The 21,874-nt window shown below is 57.0% G+C and carries 21 protein-coding genes and 1 pseudogene; 13 read left to right on the top strand and 9 right to left on the bottom strand.

The window, feature by feature from the left end:
* Nucleotides 1-4: 4 nt before the first annotated feature.
* Together nth and NL64_RS15925 are read left to right on the top strand one after the other, a co-directional pair.
* Nucleotides 5-643, top strand: coding sequence for an endonuclease III (gene nth / locus NL64_RS15930; protein ID WP_034149025.1), 639 nt, complete (start codon nucleotides 5-7; stop codon nucleotides 641-643).
* A gap of 106 nt (nucleotides 644-749) precedes the next feature.
* Nucleotides 750-929 (top strand): PA3496 family putative envelope integrity protein, encoded by a 180-nt coding sequence (locus NL64_RS15925; RefSeq protein WP_007898493.1) that lies wholly within the window; start codon nucleotides 750-752, stop codon nucleotides 927-929.
* Between the two features lie 92 nt (nucleotides 930-1,021).
* On the opposite strand, the gene NL64_RS15920 is transcribed toward NL64_RS15925, so the two are convergent.
* The gene (locus NL64_RS15920) at nucleotides 1,022-1,648 is read right to left on the bottom strand and encodes a response regulator transcription factor (protein ID WP_034149024.1); all 627 of its coding nucleotides are present in this window, start codon (nucleotides 1,646-1,648) and stop codon (nucleotides 1,022-1,024) included.
* A 557-nt stretch (nucleotides 1,649-2,205) separates the two neighbouring features.
* On the opposite strand from NL64_RS15920, the gene NL64_RS15915 reads away from it, so the two are divergent.
* Nucleotides 2,206-2,910 (top strand): hypothetical protein, encoded by a 705-nt coding sequence (locus NL64_RS15915; protein WP_034149023.1) that lies wholly within the window; start codon nucleotides 2,206-2,208, stop codon nucleotides 2,908-2,910.
* Nucleotides 2,911-3,029: 119 nt separating this feature from the next.
* Here the strand turns inward: NL64_RS15915 and NL64_RS15910 are convergent, their stop codons facing one another.
* Nucleotides 3,030-4,247: an argininosuccinate synthase gene (locus tag NL64_RS15910; protein WP_034149022.1), complete on the bottom strand. Its 1,218-nt coding sequence runs from the start codon at nucleotides 4,245-4,247 to the stop codon at nucleotides 3,030-3,032.
* A gap of 129 nt (nucleotides 4,248-4,376) precedes the next feature.
* Nucleotides 4,377-5,282: a flagellar protein MotY gene (locus tag NL64_RS15905; protein WP_034149021.1), complete on the bottom strand. Its 906-nt coding sequence runs from the start codon at nucleotides 5,280-5,282 to the stop codon at nucleotides 4,377-4,379.
* A gap of 159 nt (nucleotides 5,283-5,441) precedes the next feature.
* On the opposite strand from NL64_RS15905, the gene pyrC reads away from it, so the two are divergent.
* Together pyrC and rnt are read left to right on the top strand one after the other, a co-directional pair.
* The gene (gene pyrC, locus NL64_RS15900) at nucleotides 5,442-6,488 is read left to right on the top strand and encodes a dihydroorotase (RefSeq protein ID WP_020799892.1); all 1,047 of its coding nucleotides are present in this window, start codon (nucleotides 5,442-5,444) and stop codon (nucleotides 6,486-6,488) included.
* Nucleotides 6,485-7,162, top strand: coding sequence for a ribonuclease T (rnt, locus tag NL64_RS15895; protein WP_034149020.1), 678 nt, complete (start codon nucleotides 6,485-6,487; stop codon nucleotides 7,160-7,162). Before pyrC ends, rnt begins: the two co-directional genes overlap by 4 nt.
* A 170-nt stretch (nucleotides 7,163-7,332) precedes the next feature.
* Here the strand turns inward: rnt and NL64_RS15890 are convergent, their stop codons facing one another.
* Complete coding sequence (locus tag NL64_RS15890) at nucleotides 7,333-7,935, bottom strand: peroxiredoxin (protein ID WP_007971324.1); 603 nt, start codon at nucleotides 7,933-7,935, stop codon at nucleotides 7,333-7,335.
* 291 nt (nucleotides 7,936-8,226) lie between these two features.
* Between NL64_RS15890 and NL64_RS15885 the strand changes: the two genes are divergently transcribed.
* The gene (locus NL64_RS15885) at nucleotides 8,227-8,445 is read left to right on the top strand and encodes a bacterioferritin-associated ferredoxin (RefSeq protein WP_008057530.1); all 219 of its coding nucleotides are present in this window, start codon (nucleotides 8,227-8,229) and stop codon (nucleotides 8,443-8,445) included.
* A gap of 198 nt (nucleotides 8,446-8,643) precedes the next feature.
* Nucleotides 8,644-9,120, top strand: coding sequence for a bacterioferritin (gene bfr, locus NL64_RS15880; protein ID WP_034149019.1), 477 nt, complete (start codon nucleotides 8,644-8,646; stop codon nucleotides 9,118-9,120).
* 196 nt (nucleotides 9,121-9,316) lie between these two features.
* Here the strand turns inward: bfr and grxD are convergent, their stop codons facing one another.
* Nucleotides 9,317-9,658 carry a Grx4 family monothiol glutaredoxin gene (gene grxD / locus NL64_RS15875; protein WP_034149018.1) on the bottom strand — a complete coding sequence of 114 codons (342 nt, stop codon included), beginning with the start codon at nucleotides 9,656-9,658 and terminating at the stop codon, nucleotides 9,317-9,319.
* A gap of 97 nt (nucleotides 9,659-9,755) precedes the next feature.
* Nucleotides 9,756-11,864, bottom strand: coding sequence for a molybdopterin oxidoreductase family protein (locus NL64_RS15870; protein WP_034149017.1), 2,109 nt, complete (start codon nucleotides 11,862-11,864; stop codon nucleotides 9,756-9,758).
* Nucleotides 11,865-12,326: 462 nt separating this feature from the next.
* Here NL64_RS15870 and argF point away from each other — a divergent pair, with 462 nt between their 5' ends.
* Nucleotides 12,327-13,247, top strand: a complete 921-nt coding sequence (gene argF / locus NL64_RS15865; RefSeq protein WP_034149016.1) for an ornithine carbamoyltransferase — start codon at nucleotides 12,327-12,329, stop codon at nucleotides 13,245-13,247.
* Nucleotides 13,244-14,353 (top strand): ABC transporter ATP-binding protein, encoded by a 1,110-nt coding sequence (locus tag NL64_RS15860; RefSeq protein WP_034149015.1) that lies wholly within the window; start codon nucleotides 13,244-13,246, stop codon nucleotides 14,351-14,353. The genes argF and NL64_RS15860 overlap by 4 nt, the downstream gene beginning before the upstream one ends.
* 43 nt (nucleotides 14,354-14,396) lie before the next feature.
* Here NL64_RS15860 and NL64_RS31125 read toward each other — a convergent pair.
* Together NL64_RS31125 and ybaK are read right to left on the bottom strand one after the other, a co-directional pair.
* Nucleotides 14,397-14,546: pseudogene (locus NL64_RS31125) on the bottom strand (isomerase); the annotation flags it as partial.
* Between the two features lie 9 nt (nucleotides 14,547-14,555).
* The gene (gene ybaK, locus NL64_RS15855) at nucleotides 14,556-15,026 is read right to left on the bottom strand and encodes a Cys-tRNA(Pro) deacylase (protein WP_034149014.1); all 471 of its coding nucleotides are present in this window, start codon (nucleotides 15,024-15,026) and stop codon (nucleotides 14,556-14,558) included.
* Between the two features lie 367 nt (nucleotides 15,027-15,393).
* Here ybaK and NL64_RS15850 point away from each other — a divergent pair, with 367 nt between their 5' ends.
* The 4 genes from NL64_RS15850 (at nucleotide 15,394) to glpD (ending at nucleotide 20,464) form a co-directional block, all read left to right on the top strand.
* Entirely contained in the window at nucleotides 15,394-16,245 is an 852-nt protein-coding gene (locus tag NL64_RS15850) for an MIP/aquaporin family protein (protein WP_034149013.1), read from the top strand.
* Between the two features lie 75 nt (nucleotides 16,246-16,320).
* A complete protein-coding gene (gene glpK / locus NL64_RS15845) occupies nucleotides 16,321-17,826 on the top strand; it encodes a glycerol kinase GlpK (protein WP_034149012.1) in 1,506 nt (501 codons plus the stop codon).
* A gap of 95 nt (nucleotides 17,827-17,921) precedes the next feature.
* Nucleotides 17,922-18,677, top strand: a complete 756-nt coding sequence (locus NL64_RS15840) for a DeoR/GlpR family transcriptional regulator (RefSeq protein WP_034149011.1) — start codon at nucleotides 17,922-17,924, stop codon at nucleotides 18,675-18,677.
* Between the two features lie 248 nt (nucleotides 18,678-18,925).
* Nucleotides 18,926-20,464: a glycerol-3-phosphate dehydrogenase gene (glpD, locus tag NL64_RS15835; RefSeq protein ID WP_034149230.1), complete on the top strand. Its 1,539-nt coding sequence runs from the start codon at nucleotides 18,926-18,928 to the stop codon at nucleotides 20,462-20,464.
* 190 nt (nucleotides 20,465-20,654) lie between these two features.
* On the opposite strand, the gene NL64_RS15830 is transcribed toward glpD, so the two are convergent.
* A complete protein-coding gene (locus NL64_RS15830) occupies nucleotides 20,655-21,761 on the bottom strand; it encodes an NADH:flavin oxidoreductase/NADH oxidase (RefSeq protein WP_034149010.1) in 1,107 nt (368 codons plus the stop codon).
* Between the last annotated feature and the right edge of the window lie 113 nt (nucleotides 21,762-21,874).

Raw genomic sequence — 21,874 nt, 5'->3', positions numbered from 1 at the left:
GCCGATGAATGCCGCAAAACGTCTGGAAATTTTTCGCCGGCTGCATGAAGACAACCCGGAACCGAAGACCGAACTGGCCTATTCCTCACCGTTCGAGTTGCTGATTGCTGTAATTCTTTCGGCGCAATCGACCGATGTCGGCGTCAACAAGGCCACTGCAAAACTGTTCCCGGTAGCCAATACCCCGGCGGCGATTCACGCACTGGGCGTCGAGGGTTTGTCGGAATACATCAAGACCATCGGCCTGTTCAACAGCAAAGCAAAAAACGTGATCGAGACCTGTCGCTTGCTGGTGGAACGCCACGCAGGCGAAGTACCGCAGACCCGCGAAGAGCTCGAGGCGCTGCCCGGCGTAGGCCGTAAAACCGCCAACGTTGTACTCAATACCGCGTTCCGTCAGCTGACCATGGCCGTAGACACCCATATTTTCCGGGTCAGCAACCGCACCGGCATTGCGCCTGGCAAGAATGTGGTTGAGGTGGAGAAAAAACTGATGAAATTCGTGCCCAAGGAATACCTCCTCGACTCCCATCACTGGTTGATCCTCCACGGGCGCTACGTCTGCCTCGCTCGCAAGCCTCGCTGCGGCAGTTGCCGGATCGAAGACCTGTGCGAATACAAGCACAAGACCTCGGACGATTGAGACACTATTAAGTTTATTGATTTATCGATTGAAAAAATCTTTTTTACCGACTGGAAGAATATCGATATAAGGAGCCCCAAAGGCCGTCTTAGCCTGGAGTAACTAAATGAGCACTGGCAAAGAGCAATTGGACGTAGAGGACGATTTCACCCCCGTGGAGGCTGATGACGCTGAACCGGTGGTTGAAGTAGCGAAAACCAACCTTAGCAAGCGCCGTACCATCGATAACCTTTTGGAGGAGCGCCGACTGCAAAAGCAATTGGCCGATTACGATTTTGACTTATGACACCTGAAAGCCTCCCGAAACGGAGGCTTTTTTTATTATGTTCCGACTTGCGATAAATGCCCGTTCATCGCATATCGCTCTACGCTAACGGATTACACAAGCCCATTGCGTTGAGCCAATTCAATCAGGTCAACCAAAGAGCGCGCATTAAGCTTTAATAAAAGACGCGTCTTGTAAGTACTGACGGTCTTGTTACTAAGGAACATCCCGTCAGCAATCTCTTTATTAGTCTTGCCCTTGGCCAACTGTTGCAAGACCATCATTTCGCGCCCTGAAAGCCGATCTACCATATCCGCTTCGCTGGCATTCCCAAGGCTTGCACGCACTGTATGCAACGCCTGATTGGGAAAGTAACTATAACCGGACAATACCGCCTTGATTGCACTGAGCAACTCAGTCAAGTCATGTTGCTTGCAGACATATCCAGCCGCCCCCGATTGCATGCAACGCATGGAAAAATGCCCGGGCGCCTGCGACGTCAGTATCAATACCTTCACCGGCATTGCTGTCGATGCCAACCGCGCAATAACTTCCAGCCCATCCAGTTTCGGTATTCCAATATCCAGAATGACAATGTCCGGCATACAGTCACGGGCAAGTTGCAATGCATCCACGCCATTATCTGTCTCTGCAATGACTTCGTAGCCATGACGTTCCATCAGCATACGCACCGCAAGACGAATGACGGGGTGATCATCCACGATCAGCACTTTATTCATGGGCAAGTCCAATTTTCGCTGTTCGAATTTTTAGAGCCCGCACAATAGCCTAGTCGTTTCATCCATGGCATGCCGTGCCCCCCGGCCACCCACAGCGAGAGACATTCCCTACAAATATTGCGGATTAGTCTTACAAAAAAACCAATGACACGATGCCTCGAAAACGGAACAAGCGTGAAGACAATTCAATTCTCAATAGTTTTTTGTAACGACTCACGAACGAAAAATCAGTTAGAAATGCGAAACAGCGGCATTCCGACAAGCACCAACCATTAAACAAAGGTCGGAAGTAACTGATATTTTCTGAATCCACATTCATACCAGAAATATCATACACAATGCATCCACTTGCTCTTACAGCAAAAAAACACTCATGATCAATTATTACAGAAGAGCAATTTAAAAACCAAAAACAGAGAAGCAATTACAAATTCAAAAAAACATTACACAGTTAAAATAAAATAACCAAACTACAAACACCACAGATACTATGACAACCAATAACCACAACAACCACAAGCGAACTAAGAAAAGATTAAATCACATGAGAAAAAGATATGACAAAACTCAAAAAAAGAATGACCAACCCCATGACCATTATCGCGATATTCGCAACGCTATCAGAAACATCGGCGGCCATCTCATTGCCTTTTCTGGACAATGAGGATCGTGAAATTTACATCTGGTTCTTGATCAGCTTTCCTTTTTACTTGCTGCTTCTTTTTTTCGCCACGCTCAACTTTAACTATCGGTCGCTTTACGCGCCTTCGGACTTTGAAAAGGAAGAACACTTCATGAAGGCGCTGGACAATGTCGAGCGCCCGGAAAATGACAACTCAATGATGTCGCTCGACAACAGTGGCCGGGATTCGTCGATTGATGATTGGCGATCAGTTCCGCCCTCGCGAACTGCACAGGCCCCGCCGATCGAAACCGACCTATCGGCTACCCTCTCGGTTCAGCATCACGGCCGGATGCCGGAGCTTTTGGAAGACCTCTACATCATTGATGCCCGTTGGGTGAGCGAAAAAATCGAGTTCGGCACTTTACTGGAGAAAATCAAAAAACCACAGGCGAGGAAGGGCCGCGTAATTTTGTTTCTTACCGGTGCAGAATCGGAGAGGTTGGTGAAAGAAAGCGCACGCTCAAAGCAGACAAGAAAACAAGGCAGCGCCGCTTTTTATGTGGCTTATAACTTGAATTCACACGAGATGACGATCATTGATCAAAGCAGCATGATGGCGCACAGCAATCAATCGTGACGCAAGGGAGCACCAGACGATAAAAATGAATGAAGCGCAGTGTCATACAGAAACGATATTTTGCAAATTTGTGGCCTCGTCAATGACGAGGCCACAAACCCATCACAAGCTCAAAAGCTTCAGAAAAGCTTCCGGCCTTTATTCGCTGCAATACGCATACGCAAGGCGTTCAGCTTGATGAAGCCTGCCGCGTCCGCCTGGTTGTAAGCGCCGCCATCTTCCTCGAAGGTCGCAATGTTGGCATCGAACAACGACTCGTCGGACTTACGGCCAGTAACGATCACATTGCCCTTGTACAGCTTCAGGCGCACAACGCCGTTCACGTGAGCCTGGGACGCGTCGATCATCTGTTGCAGCATCAGACGCTCAGGGCTCCACCAGTAACCGGTGTAGATCAGACTGGCGTACTTCGGCATCAGCTCGTCTTTGAGGTGAGCCACTTCACGGTCCAGGGTGATCGATTCGATCGCACGGTGGGCGCGCAGCATGATGGTGCCGCCAGGTGTCTCGTAGCAGCCGCGGGACTTCATGCCCACGTAACGGTTCTCGACGATGTCCAGACGACCGATACCGTGTTCGCCACCGATACGGTTCAGGGTCGCCAGCACGGTAGCCGGGGTCATTTCGACGCCGTCCAGTGCGACGATGTCGCCGTTGCGGTAGGTCAGTTCCAGGTATTGCGGCTTGTCGGGAGCCTTCTCCGGGGAGACGGTCCATTTCCACATGTCTTCTTCGTGCTCGGTCCAGGTGTCTTCCAGCACGCCGCCTTCATAGGAGATGTGCAGCAGGTTGGCATCCATCGAGTACGGGGATTTTTTCTTGCCGTGACGCTCGATCGGGATCGCGTGCTTTTCAGCGTAATCCATCAGCTTTTCACGGGACAGCAAGTCCCATTCGCGCCACGGAGCGATCACTTTCACGCCTGGCTTCAAGGCGTACGCTCCCAGTTCGAAACGAACCTGGTCGTTACCTTTACCGGTGGCGCCGTGGGAAATGGCGTCAGCGCCGGTTTCGTTGGCAATTTCGATCAGGCGTTTGGCGATCAACGGACGAGCGATGGAAGTACCCAGCAGGTACTCGCCTTCATAAACGGTGTTGGCGCGGAACATCGGGAACACGAAATCGCGCACGAATTCTTCGCGCAGGTCGTCGATGTAGATTTCTTTGACGCCCATGGCCTGAGCCTTGGCGCGTGCAGGTTCGACCTCTTCGCCCTGACCCAGGTCAGCGGTGAAGGTCACGACTTCACAGTTATAAGTATCCTGCAGCCACTTGAGGATCACCGAAGTGTCCAGGCCGCCGGAATACGCCAGAACGACCTTGTTTACGTCCGCCATGCCATCACTCCACGGGGTTCTACGGAAAGCCGTGAAGTCTACCGCTCATACAGAATAATTTACAGAGGCGCGACAGCTTATGACGACGAAGCGACAGAATCTGTCGAGAGCGCGACGATGACCGTCAGGTCAGGAAGTCGCCGACGCTGCCGGTTTCGTAGCCTGAGGGGCAACCTGCTCCGCCGGAGCCCCTCGCTCCAGGCGTACGGCTACCCGGCGATTCTTCGAGCGGTTGGCGTTGTTGGTGTTGGGCGCCAACGGATAACGCTCGCCGTGAAAACGGATAGTGATTTGCGATTCCTGAATCCCGTTGGCCTTGAAAAACTCCATGACGGCCAAGGCCCGGCGGCGTGACAGATCACGATTGGTCAATCGGTTGCCGCTATTGTCGGAGTGGCCATCGAGTTCGATGTGATTGACCGTCGGATCAGCCTTCATGTACTCCAGCATGACCTGCAGCTTGGCTTTGGCGGCGGCATCCAGATCGATACCTCCACCAGGGAAGCCAACCTCGGACTGTTTCACTTGCTCGAAGTTTTGCGGCAACAACTTGGCCACGCAGCCCTGATAATCAGCGAAAGCCTTGCTGAATTTGACCGGCAGCAACCGCACTTCCGACACCCGGCCGTCGCCCGAGGAATGCCGAACCACCGGACTGCGCCCATCCATGAGGCCACTGATCAAACGCCCGGCCTGAATCTGTGAGCTGTTGAATAGCACATTGCCGCTGCCAATTCTCACCGTGCCCAGGTTGATATCGCCACGTCCCGGTTGCCAAGGGGCAGCGGCCGCCAACAATGTCGCAGAACCGCCGCCCATCATGGCGTTGTAAGCATTCAGACGAAATGTCGCCTGCTCGCCAGCACGGCGCACAAACTGCCCCGAGCCGAAATCGGTGATCGGCTGAGTCAGGCGGCATTCGAACTTGTCACCTTCGACCGTCCACTCAATGCTCTCCAGACGGGTCTGGAAAGTGAGCGCCATCGCGGGAAGGCTGGCAAACACACTGAGCAAGGCTAAATAACGCTGGCGCACGGGAGGCTCCACTGGTTTCTACAACACAAAGACCGACACACACTTGTTTACGGCATACCTGTTGGATATCGGAAGCTTCCCGCAAAACTTGATAGCGAGTGCCTGCAAGAGTCTTTTCCGGTAGCATTCCCCTCAGTTTGACCCGCCTGGAATCCCCTCATGTCCGACCGCCTGACCCTGCTGCGTCCCGACGACTGGCATATTCATCTTCGCGATGGTGCTGTGTTGACCAATACCGTCGCGGATGTCGCGCGCACCTTTGGTCGCGCCATCATCATGCCCAACCTGGTTCCTCCGGTCCGCAATGCGGCCGAAGCCGACGGCTATCGCCAGCGGATTCTCGCTGCCCGCCCGGCCGGCAGCCCGTTCGAACCGCTAATGGTCCTGTACCTGACCGACCGCACCCAGCCTGAAGAAATTCGCGAGGCCAAGGCCAGCGGTTTCGTGCACGCCGCCAAGTTGTACCCGGCTGGCGCGACCACCAATTCGGACTCTGGCGTCACCAGCATCGACAAGATCTTCCCTGCACTGGAGGCCATGGCCGAAGTGGGAATGCCTTTGTTGATTCACGGTGAAGTCACCCGTGGCGATGTCGACGTGTTCGACCGCGAAAAAATCTTCATTGATGAGCACATGCGCCGTGTGGTCGAGCGTTTCCCGACGCTCAAAGTGGTGTTCGAACACATCACCACCGCGGACGCCGTGCAGTTCGTCAACTCGGCTTCGGCCAACGTTGGCGCGACCATCACCGCGCATCACCTGCTGTACAACCGCAACCACATGTTGGTGGGCGGGATTCGGCCGCACTTCTATTGCCTGCCGATTCTCAAGCGCAATACGCACCAGGAAGCCCTGCTTGACGCCGCCACCAGCGGCAGCGAAAAGTTCTTCCTCGGCACTGACTCGGCGCCCCACGCCCAGCACGCCAAAGAAGCCGCTTGCGGTTGCGCCGGCTGCTACACCGCTTATGCCGCGATCGAGATGTACGCCGAAGCCTTCGAACAGCGCAACGCGCTGGACAAGCTCGAAGCCTTCGCCAGCCTCAACGGCCCGCGTTTCTACGGCCTGCCGGCAAATACCGATCGCATCACCCTGGTTCGCGAAGAATGGACCGCCCCAACCAGCCTGCCATTTGGCGAGCTGACCGTTATCCCGCTGCGCGCCGGTGAAAAACTGCGCTGGCGCCTGCTGGAGGAACACGCGTGAGTGAAGACCATTACGACGACGAACAGGAAGGTAATGGCGGTGGCGGCGGTTCCCGTCACCCAATGGCCGCACGGTTTCGTGGCTACCTGCCGGTTGTCGTCGACGTAGAAACCGGTGGCTTCAATTCGGCCACCGACGCTCTGCTGGAAATCGCCGCGACCACCATCGCCATGGATGAAAAGGGTTTTGTTTACCCGGATCACACCTACTTCTTCCGGGTCGAGCCTTTCGAAGGCGCGAACGTCGAGGCGGCAGCGCTGGAGTTCACCGGGATCAAGCTCGATCACCCACTGCGCATGGCAGTGAGTGAAGAAGCGGCCCTGAACGACATCTTCCGCGGCGTGCGCAAGGCGCTCAAGGCCAACGGCTGCAAGCGGGCAATTCTGGTCGGGCACAACAGCAGCTTCGATTTGGGCTTCCTGAACGCCGCCGTCGCGCGACTGGACATGAAGCGCAACCCGTTCCACCCGTTCTCCAGCTTCGACACGGCCACCCTCGCCGGTCTGGCCTATGGTCAAACCGTGCTGGCCAAGGCCTGTCAGGCCGCCGATATCGACTTCGACGGCCGCGAGGCCCACTCGGCTCGCTATGACACCGAGAAGACGGCCGAGCTGTTCTGCGGCATCGTCAATCGCTGGAAGCAGATGGGTGGCTGGGAAGATTTCGACGATTGATCCAGGTGCAACCTGCGCCTACAGGATGCACGCCTCTGTAGGAGCCGGCTTGCTGGCGATGGCGGCATAACGGCCACCATCGCCAGCAAGCTGGCTCCTACAGGGTTCTGGACATATTCCGCGCATAAAAAACCGGCCCTGAGGCCGGTTTTTTTGTACCTGGAACGGCCTTACAGAGCAGCAGCGTGCTCGGTCAGGTAAGCAGCAACGCCTTCTGGCGAAGCGTTCATGCCTTTGTCGCCTTTTTTCCAGTTGGCAGGGCAAACTTCGCCGTGCTCTTCGTGGAATTGCAGAGCGTCGACCAGACGCAGCAACTCTTCCATGTTACGGCCCAACGGCAGGTCGTTGATGATCTGCGAACGGACCACGCCTTTGTCGTCGATCAGGAATGCGCCACGGAAAGCAACACCGTCAGCGGACTGAACGTCGTAGGCCTTCATGATTTCCTGCTTGATGTCGGCAGCCATGGTGTAACGGACTTCGCCGATACCGCCATTGTTGACCGGGGTGTTGCGCCAGGCGTTGTGGGTGAAGTGCGAGTCGATCGAGACCGCGACCACTTCAACGTTGCGTGCCTTGAACTCAGACATGCGGTTGTCCAGAGCGATCAGCTCCGACGGGCAAACGAAGGTGAAGTCCAGTGGGTAGAAGAACACCAGGCCGTATTTGCCTTTGATGGCCGACGACAGGGTGAAGCTGTCTACGATTTCGCCATTGCCGAGTACAGCCGGTACGGTGAAGTCAGGGGCTTGCTTGCCTACGAGTACGCTCATTGGATATCTCCTGGTGTAGAAACGTATAAAACAAGATTCGTATCAGCCTGCCACCGTCAGGCGACAGCCCTGTGACACGAACCCGTTTCGAAAAGACCGGTCATCATACACTGCGTTTTTGACCTGTCCTTAACGGTTTTTCCCGCTCAGGTAAAAAACGCCGGAGAAGATTTCGTTGTTGGCTACCGTTCGTCAGCGCTGAAAAAAGGGCCCCGAAAGCACTTTGACAATCATTCTCGTTAACATTAAGATCCATCGCATTCGAGCATAAACAAGCGACGGTTTTCACTTATGTATGTTTGCCTCTGCACTGGCGTCACCGACGGCCAAATCCGCGATGCGATCTATGAAGGATGCTGCAGCTACAAGGAAGTCCGCCAGGCCACCGGCGTTGCCAGTCAATGCGGCAAATGTGCCTGCCTGGCCAAGGAAGTGGTCCGCGAAACCTTGACCAAACTGCAAACCGCCCAGGCTGCGATTCCTTTTCCTGTCGAATTTACAGCCGCATAAATACGCTATTTCAAAGAACCGGACTGAAGTCCGGTTTTTTTATGCCTGAAAATCAATTGCTTAGGCTCTAGACGCGGAACACAAACATTCTTATTCCGATTAATTTTCATTTAAGTTTCAATAACTTAGGTTTGACACTATTAAATACGGGGCTCAAACTCTTCCCTATTGACGGCTAATAAAGGGCAGGACCCCATCATGAAAGGCGACGTTACAGTCATCCAGCATCTCAACAAGATCCTTGCCAATGAACTGGTCGCGATCAATCAATACTTCCTGCATGCGCGCATGTACGAAGATTGGGGCCTGAACAAGCTCGGCAAGCACGAGTACCACGAATCCATCGACGAGATGAAGCACGCGGACAAGCTGATCAAGCGCATCCTGTTCCTCGAAGGCCTGCCGAACGTCCAGGACCTGGGCAAGCTGCAGATCGGCGAGCACACCAAGGAAATGATCGAGTGTGACCTGCGTATCGAAAAGACCGGCCACGCCGATCTGAAAGTGGCGATCGCACATTGCGAAACAGTCGGCGACTTCGGTAGCCGTGAACTGCTTGAAGATATCCTTGAGTCCGAAGAAGAACATATCGACTGGCTGGAAACCCAACTTGGCCTGATCGATAAAATCGGTATCGAGAACTACTTGCAATCGCAGATGGGCGACGACGAATAAACGTAGCGCCACTCATCTCGATGCAATAAAAAGCCCCGCACTCTTTTACAGAGGCGGGGCTTTTTTATGCGTGGATTTCAGGCTTGCCTGAAACCTCTGCAGGAGCAAACTTGCTCGCGATGAACGATAACGCGGTGCTCTTGATGAACCGCGTCATCGTTCATCGCCGGCAAGCCAGACTCCTACAGGTACTGAATCAGGCTTCGCTCTTGTTGGCAGCAGCAGCTTCAACAGCAGCCTTGATGGTGGTTTGCAGCGAACCGTCTGCAGCCATCTCGGTCATGATGTCGCTACCGCCAACCAGCTCACCACCGACCCACAGTTGCGGGAAAGTTGGCCAGTTGGCGTATTTTGGCAGGTTGGCGCGGATTTCCGGGTTCTGCAGGATGTCCACGTACGCAAACTTTTCACCACACGCCATCACGGCCTGCGCGGCTTTCGCGGAAAAGCCGCACTGCGGGGCATTTGGCGAGCCTTTCATGTAAAGCAGAATGGTGTTGTTGGCAATCTGCTCTTTAATCGTTTCGATGATATCCATGGAGCACCTCGGCTGAACTTTCCGACTCATGGGTCGGCACGGTGGCGCATTGTAACGGAAAGCCGAGCGCCCTGCTCGGTCTCTCCGTCAGATACGATCAGGCCGCCGCCACGGTCACCGGAACACCATTGAGCGCCGCATTCCCTGACAACTCATCAAGTTGACACTCGTCAGTCAGGTCATTGGCACTGGAACCCGGTTGGCCACTGGCGATCGTCATTTGCACACCAGGCCGGGCATGACCCCAACCGTGAGGGAGGCTGACCACGCCTTTCATCATATCCAGGCTACCGAGCACTTCAACTTCGATCACGCCAACCCGCGAGCTGACCCGCACCTTCTGCCCGTCACTCAGACCGCGACTGGCGAGGTCATCCGGGTTCATCAGCAACTGATGACGCGGCTTGCCTTTCACCAGGCGGTGATAGTTGTGCATCCACGAGTTGTTACTGCGCACATGCCGGCGGCCAATCATCAACAACTCATCGGCAGCCGGTGCCTGCAACGCCGCAAAACGCGCGAGGTCGGCGAGGATCGCGGCCGGGGCGGCCTGGATTCGCTGGTTGGCGGTTTTCAGACGTGGTGCCAGGTTGGATTTAAGCGCCCCCAGATCGACCCCGTGAGGATGATCGAACAGGGTTGCCAAAGACAGTTTGTGTTCCGAGTTATCGCCATACATCCCCATACGCAAGCCACGGTCGATCATCTGCGCCGGAGCAATGGTCGGTTTCAATTCCTTGCCGGTCTTCGCCGCAAACGCCTTGGCCAACCCGATGAAAATCTCCCAGTCATGCAGCGCTCCTTCGGGTTTGGCGAGGATCGCACGGTTGAAACGACTGACGTTGCGCACCGCAAACATGTTGAACGTCGTGTCGTAATGATCGTTTTCCAGTGCCGAGGTGGACGGCAGGATCAGGTCGGCGTAACGCGTGGTTTCATTGATGTACAGATCGACACTGACCATGAATTCCAAGCCGTCCAATGCCTGCTCCAGTTGTCGGCCATTGGGCGTCGACAGCACCGGGTTGCCCGCCACGGTGATCAGTGCGCGGACCTGCCCTTCGCCTTCAGTGAGCATCTCTTCGGCCAGTGCCGACACCGGTAGTTCGCCCGCGTACTCCGGGCGCCCGGACACACGGCTCTGCCACAAATTGAAATGCCCGCCCGACGTGGAAGCCACCAGGTCCACCGCCGGTTCGGTGCACAACGCACCGCCGACACGGTCGAGGTTGCCAGTGACCAGATTGATCAACTGCACAACCCAATGGCACAGCGTGCCGAACGCCTGGGTCGAAACGCCCATGCGGCCGTAGCAAACGGCGGTCGGGGCAGCGGCGAAATCCCGCGCCAACTGGCGGATCTGCTCGGCTGGCACCGCACACAACGGGCTCATGGCCTCGGCGGTAAAATTCGCGACGGCCGCGCGGACCTCCTCCAGTCCGTCAATCGGCAAATGACTGGCGCGGGTCAGCCCTTCAGCGAACAAGGTATTGAGCAGGCCGAACAGTAACGCGGCATCGCCGCCGGGACGCACAAACAAATGCTGATCGGCAATTGCCGCCGTTTCGCTACGGCGCGGGTCAACCACCACCACTTTGCCGCCCCGGGCCTGAATCGCCTTCAAGCGCTTTTCCACATCCGGCACGGTCATGATGCTGCCGTTGGACGCCAGCGGATTGCCGCCGAGGATCAGCATGAAGTCGGTGTGATCGATGTCCGGAATCGGCAGCAGCAAACCGTGGCCGTACATCAAATGACTGGTCAGGTGATGGGGCAACTGATCGACTGAGGTCGCAGAAAACCGGTTGCGGGTTTTCAGCAAGCCTAAAAAATAGTTGCTGTGGGTCATCAGCCCATAGTTATGCACGCTGGGGTTGCCCTGATAGACCGCCACCGAATTCTGCCCATGACGCGCCTGAATCTCCGCCAGGCGATCGGCCACCAGGTTGAAGGCGTCTTCCCACTCGATCGGCTGCCACTCGCTTCCTACCCGCAGCATCGGTTGATGCAGGCGATCCGGATCGTTCTGAATATCTTGCAGGGCGACGGCCTTGGGGCAGATATGCCCGCGGCTGAACGTATCGAGCGGATCGCCCTTGATCGAGGTGATCTGCACGTTGCCGGCTTCGGCCTCGGTGGTTTCGATGGTCAGGCCGCAGATGGCTTCACACAAGTGGCAGGCACGGTGATGGAGAGTCTTGGTCATGGCCAGTCTCTGTCTTGTTCTGGGCGGGCAATATCGGCCGCGGGAACAAAACTATGGCGCCTGCCCCGCCACCGCGCCAGCGACGTTCGTCTTGTGAATTGGTGTCCATCAGGCCAGCCGATGACCTGCGAGCACCGCGGGTGGTGTTGCGAATAACAGGTCAGAAACCGACCGCCAGCGCACCGTCCCCGCCCCGGTTAATTGCCAAGCTCCACAGGGCCGGTGTACAAATGCTCGGCTGCTGTCAGGAAACAGGCTTCAAAAGCGCTACTGCGGTTATCCCGTAGCCCCTCTGAAATCCCCTAAAAACCGTAGCCCTATTGGTAAGACGCGACATTTAATTATAAGATCGCGCCTTCCCCTATTTCGTCGCCCCGTGCGGCTTACGCCGCAGGTCTCGCCCGTTGTTCCGTTAAACAAGGCTTTGAGCATCTGCGGTTTGTAGCAAAAAGGTAGTCAATGATGAGCGCAAGGCACTTTCTCTCCCTGATGGATTGCACGCCCGAAGAGCTGGTCAGCGTGATCCGTCGAGGCGTTGAGCTCAAGGACCTGCGTAACCGCGGCGTACTGTTCGAGCCCCTGAAAAACCGCGTGCTCGGGATGATTTTCGAAAAGTCCTCGACCCGCACCCGTATTTCGTTCGAAGCCGGCATGATCCAGCTTGGCGGCCAGGCGATCTTCCTGTCGCCGCGCGACACGCAACTGGGTCGTGGCGAGCCGATCGGCGACGCCGCCATTGTCATGTCGAGCATGCTCGATGCGGTGATGATCCGTACGTTTTCCCACAGCACCCTGACCGAATTCGCTGCCAATTCCCGCGTCCCGCTGATCAACGGCCTGTCCGATGACCTGCACCCGTGCCAGTTGCTGGCCGACATGCAGACTTTCCTTGAACACCGTGGCTCGATCCAGGGCAAGACAGTGGCCTGGATCGGCGACGGCAACAACATGTGCAACAGCTATATAGAAGCGGCGATCCAGTTCGACTTCCAGTTGCGCATTGCCTGCCCGGAAGGTTACGAGCCCAACCCCGAATTCGTGGCCAAGGCCGGCGACCGCGTGACCATCGTCCGCGATCCGAAAGATGCAGTGCGCGGCGCCCATCTGGTGAGCACCGACGTCTGGACCTCCATGGGACAGGAAGAAGAAACCGCCAAGCGCCTGCAGCTGTTCGCCCCGTATCAGGTCAACCGCGCCCTGCTCGATCTGGCCGCCCCGGACGTGCTGTTCATGCATTGCCTGCCGGCCCACCGTGGCGAAGAGATCAGCGTCGACCTGCTCGACGACTCGCGCTCGGTCGCCTGGGATCAAGCTGAAAACCGTCTTCACGCACAAAAGGCCCTGCTCGAGTTTCTCGTCGAGCCGGCGTACCACCACGCATGAGCCAGCCATTACTGCTCAACCTGCGCAACCTCGCCTGCGGCTATCAAGACCAGCGCGTGGTGCAGAACCTCAACCTGCATTTGAACGCCGGTGACATCGGTTGCCTGCTGGGCTCTTCGGGCTGCGGCAAAACCACGACCCTGCGGGCGATTGCCGGTTTCGAACCGGTGCACGAAGGTGATATCCAGCTGGCTGGGGAGACCATCTCCAGCGCCGGTTTCACCCTCGCGCCGGAGAAACGTCGTATCGGCATGGTGTTCCAGGACTATGCGCTGTTTCCGCACTTGAGCGTGGCCGACAACATCGCCTTCGGCATTCGCAAGCATCCGCAAAAGGATCGCGTCACCGAAGAGTTGCTGGAACTGGTCAACCTGAAGAACCTCGGCAAGCGCTTCCCCCACGAACTCTCCGGTGGCCAGCAGCAACGCGTCGCCCTCGCCCGCGCGCTGGCGCCGGAACCGCAACTGTTGCTGCTCGACGAACCGTTCTCCAACCTCGATGGGGAATTGCGCCGCAAGCTCAGCCACGAAGTGCGCGACATCCTCAAGGCCCGTGGTACCAGCGCGATTCTGGTCACCCATGACCAGGAAGAGGCCTTCGCCGTCAGCGATCACGTCGGTGTATTCAAGGAAGGTCGGCTGGAACAGTGGGACACGCCCTACAACCTGTATCACGAACCGCTGACGCCTTATGTCGCCAGCTTCATCGGTCAGGGTTATTTCATTCGCGGCCAACTGAGCAGCCCGGAATCGGTGCAGACCGAGCTGGGTGAACTGCGCGGCAACCGTGCCTACACCTGGCCGGTCGGTGGTGCGGTGGATGTGTTGCTGCGCCCGGACGACATCGTTTATGCGCCGGACAGTGCGCTGAAGGCGCGGATCGTGGGCAAGACCTTCCTCGGTGCTTCGACCCTGTATCGCTTGCAGCTACCGACTGGTGCGCAACTGGAATCGATATTTCCGAGCCATGTTGATCATCTGGTGGGTGCGCAGGTGGGTATTCGTGTCGCGGCGGAGCATCTGGTGTTGTTCCAGGCCTCAGGCAGTACGGCGGCGCAGATTCCGGCCGTAGAGTCAGGTGTTCGGCGCTACAGCACCGCGCACTGATAAAGATCAAAAGATCGTCCGCGTTCGGACGATCTTTTCGCTTTCAACCCAACATTAGCTTTCCGCTCGTCGCCACCAGCGTCGCATTCCCGCCAATCTTCACCCGATCCCTTTCAGCCGAAAAAGCAACTCCCGCCCCCCGCGCCGGACACTGATACGCCGTCAGGAAACTCAAGCTGCATGAGACTTCTCCTTTATAAGCTCAAGCGCGGCCGATATCGGCGAACTTCGCCTGGGTGTGTTCGGCGAGCACGTCGGGGGCCAATTCGACTTCCAGACCGCGTCGACCGGCACTGACAAAAATACTCGCCAAGGGCTGGGCCGAGCTGTCGATAAAAGTACGCAGGCGCTTCTTCTGCCCCAGTGGACTGATCCCGCCCAACAGATACCCCGTTGAGCGTTGCGCAGCTGCCGGGTCTGCCATTTCGACTTTTTTCACCCCGGCCGCATGGGCCAGCCCCTTCAAATCCAGGCTCCCGCCCACCGGCACCACCGCCACCAGCAACTCGCCTTTTTCACTGGCTGCCAGCAAGGTCTTGAACACTTGCGCCGGGTCCAGTCCGAGTTTCTCCGCGGCCTCCAATCCATAGGACGCGGCCTTCGGGTCATGTTCATAACTGTGCACGCGATGTTCGGCTCGAACCTTTTTCAACAAATCCAATGCGGGGGTCATGTCAGCTCCAGACTGGGCGGCAGTAGAAAAATACTGCGCCCGATTCTAGGACATTGATTCACAAATGGCTCTATGACAGGACTGTTTCGAAAACCCTGGCGCAATTTTACGTCTCCCTCGCTCCCATTTTCCTACTCACAGCCAGGATCATTCATACAACTAATAGTTAATTTGTGACTGACGGTTCACTTTCGACCTTTGACAGTAGCGTTTCTTGTCTATATTTTTTCGAATCTGAATAATGCACCATCGTTTCATTGCAACACCCGACAGTCAGCCGAGAACAGGATGGGGATCCTGCCTCAGTGAAAAACGCGCTTCGACCATGATTTGAAAAAAGCGCCAGAAAATAAAAAATGAGGTTTCAATGACAACCGCTTTACAACAACCATCGCTCTCGAGCCAATGCATGGCCGAATTTCTCGGCACTGCTCTGCTGATCTTTTTTGGTACGGGTTGCGTTGCTGCGCTCAAGGTCGCAGGCGCCAGCTTCGGCCTGTGGGAAATCAGCATCATCTGGGGCGTCGGCGTCAGCATGGCGATCTACCTGACTGCCGGGGTTTCCGGGGCTCATCTCAACCCCGCTGTCAGCATTGCACTGAGCATTTTCGCCGACTTCGAAAAACGCAAACTGCCGTTCTACATTTTGTCTCAGGTCGCCGGGGCCTTTTGCGGCGCCTTGTTGGTGTACACGCTGTACAGCAACCTGTTCTTCGATTTCGAACAAACTCACCACATGGTTCGCGGTACCGAAGCCAGTCTTGAATTGGCCTCGGTGTTCTCCACTTTCCCTAACCCGAGCCTGTCCACCGCGCAGGCGTTCCTGGTTGAAGTGATCATCACCGCCATCCTCATGGGCGTGATCATGTCCCTGACTGACGATAACAATGGTCTGCCGAACGGCCCGCTCGCGCCCATCCTGATCGGCTTGCTGATTGCGGTAATAGGCAGCTCGATGGGGCCGCTGACGGGTTTCGCGATGAACCCTGCCCGTGACTTCGGCCCGAAACTGATGACCTTCTTCGCCGGCTGGGGTGATATTTCCTTCACCGGCGGGCGCGACATCCCGTACTTCCTGGTACCTGTTTTTGCACCGATTGTCGGTGCTTGCCTCGGTGCCGCGGCCTATCGCGGGCTCATCGCCCGCCATCTGCCAGGCACCGCAGCTGCTACAAAGGACACAACACCGGCCATTGACGGCAAACCAAGAATTTCTTGATACCGTTGACGCGTGATACTGCCCACTTAATCGCGCGCCAGACTTCATTCCCTTATTTCGTCCAAGGCAATCGACATGACCGACCTACAGAATAAGAACTACATCATTGCCCTCGATCAGGGTACGACCAGCTCCCGCGCGATCATTTTCGACCGCGACGCGAATGTGGTCTGCACCGCCCAACGGGAATTCGCGCAGCACTACCCGCAAGCCGGCTGGGTCGAACATGACCCGATGGAAATCTTCGCCACCCAAAGCGCCGTGATGGTCGAGGCCCTGGCTCAAGCCGGCCTGCATCACGATCAGGTCGCGGCCATCGGCATTACCAACCAGCGTGAGACCACGGTGGTCTGGGACAAGAACACCGGCCGCCCGATCTATAACGCGATCGTCTGGCAGTGCCGCCGCAGCACCGAAATTTGCCAGCAGCTCAAACGCGATGGCCATGAGCAGTACATCAGCGACACCACCGGCCTGGTCACCGACCCGTACTTTTCCGGCACCAAGTTGAAGTGGATTCTCGATAACGTCGAAGGCAGCCGCGAACGCGCACGCAATGGCGAGCTGCTATTCGGCACCGTCGACAGTTGGCTGATCTGGAAATTTACCGGCGGCAAGGTCCACGTCACCGACTACACCAACGCCTCGCGCACCATGCTCTTCAACATCCACACTCTTGAGTGGGACGCGAAGATGCTGGAGGTGCTGGATATTCCGCGGGAAATGCTGCCGGAAGTGAAATCGTCGTCGGAAATCTACGGCCATACCAAAAGCGGCATTGCCATCGGCGGTATCGCCGGTGACCAGCAGGCCGCACTGTTCGGCCAGATGTGTGTCGAGCCTGGTCAGGCCAAGAACACCTACGGCACCGGTTGCTTCCTGCTGATGAACACCGGTGACAAGGCCGTGAAGTCGAATCACGGCATGCTCACCACCATCGCCTGTGGCCCGCGCGGCGAAGTCGCTTATGCGCTGGAAGGCGCAGTGTTCAACGGCGGCTCCACCGTGCAGTGGTTGCGCGACGAGTTGAAAATCATCAACGACGCCCACGACACCGAATACTTCGCCAACAAGGTCAAGGACAGCAACGGCGTGTACCTCGTGCCTGCCTTCACCGGCCTCGGCGCGCCGTACTGGGACCCGTATGCTCGCGGCGCCCTGTTCGGCCTGACCCGCGGCGTTCGCGTGGATCACATTATCCGTGCCGCGCTGGAGTCGATTGCCTACCAGACTCGCGACGTACTCGATGCCATGCAGCAGGATTCCGGCGAACGCCTCAAAGCCCTGCGTGTGGATGGCGGTGCGGTGGCGAACAACTTCCTCATGCAGTTCCAGGCTGACATTCTCGGCACCCAGGTCGAGCGTCCGCAAATGCGTGAAACCACGGCGCTGGGCGCTGCTTACCTGGCCGGCCTGGCCTGCGGTTTCTGGGGCAGCCTGGAAGAATTGCGCGGCAAAGCGGTGATCGAACGCCAATTCGAACCGACCCTGGACGAACCGGCGAAGGAAAAACTCTACGCTGGCTGGAAAAAAGCCGTCAGCCGCACACGTGATTGGGAACCGCACGAGGGCGCTGAATAAGCCAAGGGCCGGACGCGTTTCCGGTTGTAACTGGCAGGGAGCGGATTCCTGCGGCATCATGGGCAAATTTTGCACGGCAGCCCCAAGGACGCCCCATGAATCTGCCTCCCCGCCAGCAGCAAATCCTCGAACTGGTCCGCGAACGCGGCTACGTCAGCATCGAGGAAATGGCCACGCTGTTCGTCGTTACCCCGCAGACCATCCGCCGCGATATCAATCAGCTGGCGGAAGCCAATTTGCTGCGTCGCTATCATGGCGGCGCGGCTTACGACTCCAGCGTCGAAAACACTGCCTACGCCATGCGCGCCGATCAAATGCGCGATGAGAAGCAGAGAATCGGTGAAGCGATCGCAGCGCAGATCCCCGATCATGCCTCGCTGTTCATCAATATCGGTACGACCACCGAATCCATCGCCCGGGCGCTGCTCAATCACAGTCACCTGAAGATCATCACCAACAACCTGCATGTCGCCTCGATGCTCAGCGCCAAGGACGATTTCGACGTCCTGCTGACCGGCGGCAATGTGCGGCGCGATGGCGGTGTAGTCGGTCAGGCCAGCGTCGATTTCATCAACCAGTTCAAGGTCGACTTCGCCCTTGTCGGCATCAGCGGCATCGATGAAGACGGCAGCCTGCTGGATTTCGATTATCAGGAAGTGCGAGTGTCCCAAGCGATTATAGCCAATGCCCGTCAGGTGATCCTCGCCGCTGACTCCAGCAAGTTCGGGCGCAATGCCATGATTCGCCTGGGGCCGATCAGCCTGGTTGATTGCCTGGTGACCGACCAGCAACCTTCGCCTGCGCTGATGCAGTTGTTGAATCAGCACAAGGTTCGTCTTGAAGTCGTTTAACCCTTTCAACATCAAAAGATCGCAGCCTTCGGCAGCTCCTACAGGGTATTGCATATCCATGTAGGAGCTGCCGAAGGCTGCGATCTTTTTGCTTTTATGTTCGAATATTTTCCTTTCTCCGCCCTTCGATGAGTATTTTCAATCGAAGCTGACTGGCTGCGCGCGTCTTAATGGGCTAGTATTTTCGCAAATGAACATTTATGTTCGAATTCAAATATAGAAAATCAAAAAGCCCCGAGGCCTTGCCGATGCCCACTTCCATTTTGTCTACGCCCCCTCTCGCCGAGGTCTACGATATCGCCGTCATCGGTGGCGGCATCAATGGCGTGGGGATCGCAGCGGATGCTGCCGGGCGCGGTCTCTCGGTGTTCCTTTGTGAAAAGGATGACTTGGCCAGCCATACTTCGTCAGCCAGCAGCAAGCTGATCCACGGCGGCCTGCGCTATCTCGAACATTACGAATTCCGCCTGGTGCGCGAAGCACTGGCCGAACGCGAAGTGCTGCTGACCAAGGCTCCGCACATCGTCAAGCAAATGCGCTTCGTGCTGCCGCACCGCCCGCACCTGCGCCCGGCCTGGATGATCCGCGCCGGCCTGTTCCTGTATGACAACCTCGGCAAACGGGAACAGCTCGCCGGTTCGAAAAGCCTGAAGTTCGGCCCGGACAGCGCGTTGAAAAGCGAAATCACCAAAGGCTTCGAATACTCCGATTGCTGGGTCGACGATGCGCGTCTGGTTGTACTGAACGCCATGGCCGCCCGGGAAAAAAGTGCCCACGTCCACACTCAGACCCGTTGCGTCAGCGCTCGCCGCACCAAAGGTCTGTGGCACCTTCATTTGGAACGCGCCGATGGCAGTCTGTTTTCGATCCGCGCCAAAGCATTGGTGAACGCGGCTGGCCCATGGGTCGCCAAGTTCATTCGTGACGACCTGAAGATGGAGTCGCCTTACGGCATTCGCCTGATCCAGGGCAGCCACCTGATCGTGCCGAAACTGTACGAAGGTGAACACGCACACATTCTCCAAAACGAAGATCAGCGCATCGTCTTCACCATCCCGTACCTGAACCACTTCACCCTGATCGGCACCACCGACCGCGAGTACACCGGCGACCCGGCAAAAGTGGCGATCACTGATGGCGAGACCGACTACCTGTTGAACGTGGTCAATGCTCACTTCAAAAAGCAGATCAGCCGCGACGACATCCTGCACAGTTATTCCGGTGTTCGTCCGCTGTGCAATGACGAATCCGACAACCCGTCGGCCGTCACCCGCGATTACACCCTGGCGTTGTCGGGCAGTGGCGACGAAGCGCCGCTGCTGTCGGTGTTCGGCGGCAAGTTGACTACCTATCGCAAACTGGCGGAATCGGCATTGGCACAACTGGCGCCGTACTTCCAACACATCCAGCCGAGCTGGACCGCTAACGCGACCCTGCCGGGCGGCGAAGACATGACCACCCCGCAGGCGCTGAGCTCGCTGATCCGCGACAAGTACGATTGGGTCCCGACCGAGATTTCGCGGCGCTGGGCCACAACCTACGGCAGCCGTACCTGGCGCATGCTCGAAGGCGTAGAAAACCTGGGCGATATGGGCGAACACATTGGCGGTGGTCTCTACACCCGTGAAGTGGATTACCTGTGCAGCGAAGAATGGGCGACCACCGCACACGACATCCTGTGGCGCCGCAGCAAGCTCGGCTTGTTCACCACGGCTGCCGAACAGGACAAACTCAAGGATTACCTGAACAAGGTCGAGCAGAACCGCAGCAAGATTGAAGCGGCCTAATCGGAAATAGCTGAAAAGCCCCGCCTCTTGAAAGAGAGCGGGGCTTTTTATTGGTTTACCGATAAGCGACCTATAGGAGCCGGCTTGCTGGCGATTCCGGTGTATCAATCAACATTGAAGCGTCAGATATATCGCCGTCGCCAGCAAGCCGGCTCCTACAAAACAGGCTGCGATCAGTTGATCCAGAGCCTCATTCACGCAAATCCGATTCATGGATGGGCTGATCACGATGGGTCGCCCGCTGGTATTGCGCCGGCCAGATAGCCTTGCGCCCGCCCAGGTCATCGTCCGCATGCAGCGGCCAGTACGGATCGCGCAACAACTCACGGGCGAGGAAAATAATGTCCGCCTGACAGGTGCGCAGAATGTGCTCGGCTTGCGCAGGCTCGGTAATCATTCCCACGGTGCCGGTGGCGATTTCTGATTCTTTGCGTACGCGCTCGGCAAAACGAGTCTGGTAACCAGGCCCTGTAGGGATTTCCGCGTTGACCGCCGTACCGCCCGAGGAAACATCGATCAGGTCCACGCCGAGGACTTTGAGGCGCCGTGCCAGTTCAACGGTTTCATCAGGGTTCCAACCGTCTTCCACCCAGTCGGTGGCCGAAACCCGGACGAACAATGGCAATTCTTCCGGCCATACCGCACGCACCGCTTCGGTGACCTGCAACACCAACCGGATGCGGTTTTCGAATGAACCTCCATATTGATCCCGCCGCTGATTACTCAGAGGCGAAAGAAATTGGTGCAGCAGATAACCATGGGCGGCGTGCACTTCCACCACTTTGAAACCGGCCGTCAGCGCTCGTTTGGCCGCGTCGACAAAGGCCTGAATGACATCGGCGATTTCGCCTTCATCGAGCTGTTTGGGTTGCGTGTGTTGTGGATCGAAAGCAATCGCTGACGGGCCGACCGGCAGCCAGCCGCCCTCTTCGGTTTTGACGCTGCCGTGCTTGCCCAGCCAGGGTCGATAGGTACTGGCCTTGCGCCCGGCATGAGCCAACTGGATGCCGGCCACGGCGCCCTGAGCGGCGATGAAGCGGGTGATGCGTTGCAAGGGTTCGATCTGTTCGTCGTTCCACAGGCCAAGGTCTTGAGCGGTGATGCGCCCGTCGGCCGTGACCGCCGTGGCTTCGGTAAATATCAGCCCCGCGCCGCCGATGGCGCGGCTGCCGAGGTGGACCAGGTGCCAGTCATTGGCCAGGCCATCGACACTGGAATACTGGCACATCGGCGATACGGCAATTCGGTTGAGCAGGGTCAGTTGGCGAAGGGTATAGGGTTCAAGCAGCAGACTCATGGGGCACCTCTCGATCAGTGGTCAGGCTCCAGGGTTCTGATTGAATAGTCGACGAGTGACAGGAAAAAGGTGCAGCACCCGCCCCCGCGGGCAAAAAATTCGACAAGACGTCA

It is taken from the genome of Pseudomonas fluorescens (assembly GCF_000802965.1).
GTDB classification, from domain to species: Bacteria; Pseudomonadota; Gammaproteobacteria; order Pseudomonadales; family Pseudomonadaceae; genus Aquipseudomonas; species Aquipseudomonas fluorescens_A.
Note: the sequence above shows the minus strand (reverse complement) of the source record. Positions and strands in the feature narration are given on the sequence as shown.